The sequence below is a fragment of the Frankia nepalensis genome (assembly GCF_016786325.1).
Taxonomy (GTDB): domain Bacteria; phylum Actinomycetota; class Actinomycetes; order Frankiales; family Frankiaceae; genus Pseudofrankia; species Pseudofrankia nepalensis.
Genome location: NZ_JADWYU010000125.1, coordinates 35,624 through 40,234, shown reverse-complemented (window position 1 = coordinate 40,234; position 4,611 = coordinate 35,624). Strand labels below are relative to the sequence as shown.

The 4,611-nt window shown below is 77.3% G+C and carries 4 protein-coding genes; all 4 read left to right on the top strand.

The annotated features are described in order from the left end of the window. A partial coding sequence (locus tag I6A81_RS16615; protein ID WP_238441513.1) for a hypothetical protein occupies positions 1 to 1,094 on the top strand: 1,094 nt, incomplete at its 5' end. Positions 1,095 to 1,185: 91 nt separating this feature from the next. Further along, on the top strand, positions 1,186 to 1,740 hold the full coding sequence (locus I6A81_RS16610; protein ID WP_203008405.1) for a hypothetical protein: 555 nt from the start codon (positions 1,186 to 1,188) through the stop codon (positions 1,738 to 1,740). Between the two features lie 135 nt (positions 1,741 to 1,875). Next, the gene (locus I6A81_RS16605) at positions 1,876 to 3,777 is read left to right on the top strand and encodes an asparagine synthetase B family protein (RefSeq protein WP_203010227.1); all 1,902 of its coding nucleotides are present in this window, start codon (positions 1,876 to 1,878) and stop codon (positions 3,775 to 3,777) included. After that, a complete protein-coding gene (locus I6A81_RS16600; protein ID WP_203007531.1) occupies positions 3,774 to 4,511 on the top strand; it encodes a cupin domain-containing protein in 738 nt (245 codons plus the stop codon). The genes I6A81_RS16605 and I6A81_RS16600 overlap by 4 nt, the downstream gene beginning before the upstream one ends. The last annotated feature ends 100 nt before the right edge of the window (positions 4,512 to 4,611 follow it).

Sequence of the window (4,611 nt, the reverse complement as noted above, 5' to 3'; positions counted from 1 at the left end):
CCCCCCCGCGGGGGGGGGCCGGGCCGCCCGGCCCGCCCGGGCCCGCGAGCCCGGGACGCCGCGCGCCCGGCCGGCCGGCGGGTGGCGGGCCGGCGAGGCGGGCGGGCCCGGCGGACCGGCTGGTGGACGCGGCGCTCGCCGCCGCGGTACGCCGGCTCGCCGAGCCACCCGGGCTCCGGTTCACCGAGCGGCAGCTCTACTACGAGGTGTGCCGGGTGCTGCGGCCCGCCGACCGGCTCCCTCGCCGGGTAGGTTTCACCGTGGGCCCGGCGCTCGGCCACGAGCGCTTCACCGCCGCGCTACACCGCCACGGCATCGTGCCCGCCATGCTGCCGCCCGTGGTGGGCGAGACGACGCGCAGGCATGGCTGGCTCGCCGCCGAGGACGACGTGCTCGACTACGGCCTGCCCCGGCTGCTGGTGTGCGAGGACACGGCGATCGCCCGCATGCTGGTCGCGAACGACGCGCACCTGGAGGCCGCCTGCCCGGTCTTCGCCATCGAGGACCTGCCGCTCGACCCGCGGCTGGTGGCCGCGCTCGACCGGTTCCCCGGCGCCGCCGTCCACGTCCTGCACGACGCGAGCGCCGGCGGGCTGGCGCTGGCCGGCGGGCTGCGCGCCCGGCTGGGCCTCGCGCCGTCGGTCCCGGTCGTCCCGATCGGCCTGCTGCCGCGGCACGCCGCCGCGATGCACCTGCCCGCCCGCCGGCTTCCCGCCCGCCCGAACCCCGCCCGCCCAAACCCCGCGCACCGGTCCTTCGCCCATCGAGACACCGTCTCCCAGGACGCGACCCGCCAGGACGCCGTCCATCGGGACGCCGTCCTCCACGACCCGGCCGCCCGGCCGCCCGGCGGCCCGGACGAGGCCGGCGACGCCGCGCCGCCCGGCGGGGAGCCGCTCGAGTCGCCACCGCTGACGCGCCGCGAGCAGCGGTGGATCCGGTCCGGCCTGCGCGCCGAGGTGGCCGCGGTGCCGCCGGCCCGGCTGCTGCGCGCGGTGCACCGACTCGTCGGGTCCCGGGGACCGGCCGAGCCGCGCGGGGGCGGCCTGGGCGCCGCCCGCTCCGTCGGGTTCATGACCTGGCCGGCGCCGTGACCAGGACCGGCGCGGCCCGCGGCCGCGCTCCCGACCAGCACGATCTCCACGAGCGTGACCCCGAACAGCGAGAGCGGGTGACCGGGCCGACGTGAACAGCCACCAGGAGATCACTTACACCGACGAGCGGCTGGCCGACGGGACCGTCTACCGCCGGTACGGCGACGGCCGGCAGGAATGGCGCGTCCGGCGGGGCCAGCACTGGGTCGAGTGGCGCGACGACCGCGGCCTGACCGGCACCGACGAGCTCCTCGGCAGGCGGATCGTCAAGCGGACGCTCACGAACGGGCACGCTCGCGGCGGCCACCCCATCGTCCGGTATGCCCGTGACATCGGCTACGGCCGGACGGTCTGGCGCCAGCACCCCAACGACCCCCGCCCACTGTTCGCCTCGTCCCCGCCAGCGCCGCTGGTGGTGACGGTGAACCGCTCCGCGTTCGGCGGCCGGGTCGGGTCGGTGCTCGCCGGCGTCGGCGCGAGCGTACTGCTCGGGTCGATCATCGCCCCGCCGCTGCTGCTCAGCGCGGCGGAGGAGGAAGAGCTGCGCCGCGCCCTGGAGCAGCAGGCGGCCAGCGGCTCCGGCGGCGGCGACGGGGGCAGCCTGTGGGACGACGGCGGCGGGGACGGTTCGGACGACTTCGGCTGACCCGCCGGGCACCCGGCCGGTCGCCAGCCGGGTCACCCCCACCGACTGAGTGACTCCACCAGCCCAACCAATCCACTATCAGAGCGATTCTCGAACCCGACCTTCGTCACGAACACCCCCGAGGAGGCCGCGCCGATGCCCCGGTTCTGCGCCGCGCTGGCCGACTCGTCCGCGCTCGCCCGGGACGACGTGCTGGCCGTCGGCGCCACGCCGACGCCCCTGCCGACGCCCGCTGGCGACGGGCCGGGCGCGGCCGCCGCGGCCATCGCGGCGGCCCACGGCCGGACCGGGCCGGACGGCCGGCCGGGCCGGGTCGCGTTCGGGCTGCTGCCGGCGGAGCCGGGACACGCGGCCGGGCCGTTCGCGGCCGGCGGCCTGACCGCCGTCGGCGAGGTCACCCTGCACAACCGGGACGAGCTGGCTGCCCGGCTGGCCGCGGCCGGCGCGCCGGCCCCGCCGGGCGTCGCCGACGGCGAGCTGCTGCTGCGCTGCTACGCCCACCTCGGCGCCGCCGGGATCGCGGCGGCCGAGGGGATGTTCGCGCTCGCCGTCGCCGACGGCGCCGACCTGGTGCTGGTCCGCGACCACGTCGGCGCCCGCACCCTGTTCCACGCCCGCGCGAACGGCCGCTGGCTGGCCGCCAGCTCGCTGCGGGCGCTGCGCCGCTGGCCGGCGCTGCCGACCGAACTGGACCTCGGCGCGGTCCGTTCCTTCCTGACCTTCGCCTACCTGCCCGGTGAGCAGACCCTGCTGCGCGGGGTCCGGGAGGTGCTGCCCGGCGGCTGCCTGCGGCTGCGGCCGGACGGGACGGCGGTGCGCGAGCCGTTCTGGGAGCCGGCCGAGCGGCTCGACGAGCACCTCGAGGCGAACGCGAACGGCGACACCGACGGCGACGCGGTCGGCGACAGGTACGCGCGCGGGCTGCGGGCGCTGCTGGAGACGGCCGTCGGCTGCCGACTGCCGGGCGGTGAGCAGGTCGGGGTGCTGCTGTCGGGCGGCATCGACTCCAGCCTGGTCACCGCGCTCGCCGCGGCGCTGCACGACGCTCCGGTGCGCACCTACTCGATCAGCTTCGGCGACGGCCTGCCCGACGAGCTCGGCTACTCGGGGCTGGTCGCCGCGCACTGCGGCACCACGCACCGCGTGCTGACGGTGCCGGGGCGGACCGTCGCCGCCCGGCTCGCCGAGACCGTCGCTCTGCTCGACTCGCCGGTCGGCGACCCGCTCACCGTGCCGAACCTGCTGCTCGCCGAGGCGGCGGCGGGCGACGGCCTGCGGGTCACGCTCAACGGCGAGGGCGGCGACCCGGTGTTCGGCGGGCCGAAGAACCTGCCGATGCTCGTCTGGGAGCTGCACCGGGACTCGCCGGACCCGGCCGCGCGCGCGCTCGCCTACCTGCGCAGCTACCGCAAGTGCCACGCCGACCTGCCGGTCCTGCTCACCGCGGACACGCTCGCCGCGCTGCGCGGCGAACCCGGCCCGGAGCACCTCGTCGCGCCCTACCTTCAGCCCGGCCAGATGCGCGCGCTGCTCAACCAGCTGCTGCACTGCAACCTGCGCACGAAGGGCGCGCACCACATCCTGACCAAGGTGGAACGGATCACCGCCGCGCACGGGCTGCAGGGCCGCTCGCCGCTGTTCGACCGCCGGGTCGTCGACTTCGCCTTCGCCGTCCCGCCGACCCGCAAGCTCGCCGGGCCGGTCGAGAAGCTGGTCCTCAAGGACGCGGTCCGCGACCTGCTGCCCTCGACCATCGTCGACCGGCCGAAGAGCGGGATGCGGGTACCGGTGCAGCGCTGGCTGCGCGGCCCGCTGCGTGACCTGGCGCGCGACGCGCTGCTGAGCCGGGCCGCCGTGGACCGTGGCCTGTTCCGGACGGACACGATCCAGGCGTGGATGCGGGGTGAGGGGGCGCTCATGCCCCGCCAGGGATCGAAACTATGGCTGGTGCTGAGCCTGGAGCTGTGGCTGCGCGCGTTCGACGTGCCCGGCCCCGGCCCGGCCGGCCCGGCGCGGGAAGGTCGGGGACACGCGTGAGCTTCTCCATCTGGACCGACTACTTCGGCGAGCTGACGGTGGTCACCGACACCGACGTGGTGACCGGGCGGCCGCTGGCGACCCGCCTGTTCGGCTTCGAGAACCTCTCCGACCCGGCCAGGGCGGCGGCCGAGATCCCGGGCGGTGGCGGCTGCTTCGGCTTCGTCGCCCAGGGCGCGGTGGAGCTGGTCGAACCGGTGGACGGTGCCGACCGGGCGCTGCGCGCCGAGATCGGCCCGCTGGAGTACTTCGCCACGGCTGGCGCGGCGGCCCTGCGCCTGGCGCCGGCGACCCGGGTCGTCGTCTCGCAGCGGCTCGGCCACGTCGGGCTGCGCCAGCGCGGCGGGCCGATCGAGCCCACGGGCCGGCTGCGCTACATCGACGGCTGTAGCGACACGCTGCTGGCCGGCCCGGCGCGCCGCGGCGACCCGTGCCTGAACCACCTGCACTTCCCACCGGGCGTGCTCCAGACCGAGCACCACCACCCGTCCGCGCGGACCGGCGTCGTCGCCCGGGGCGCCGGCTGGTGCGACACCGCCGCCGGGCGCGACGCGCTGCGCCCCGGCACGATCTTCTGCATTCCCGCCGGCGGCCGGCACCGGTTCGTCACGGACGACGCCTCGCTGGATGTCATCGCCTTCCACCCGGACAGCGACACCGGCCCCACCGACGACGACCACCCGATGATCAACCGAACCTGGCTGACGGCGCCGTCCGCGGAGCAGGTGCCCTAGGTATCCGGAAACCCGCGGGCATCTGGGAAACGGATCGGGCTCGGGGGTGGCGCGGGGCGCCGGCGGGGGCGCCCCCCGCCCGCCGGCCGGGGTAGGGCGG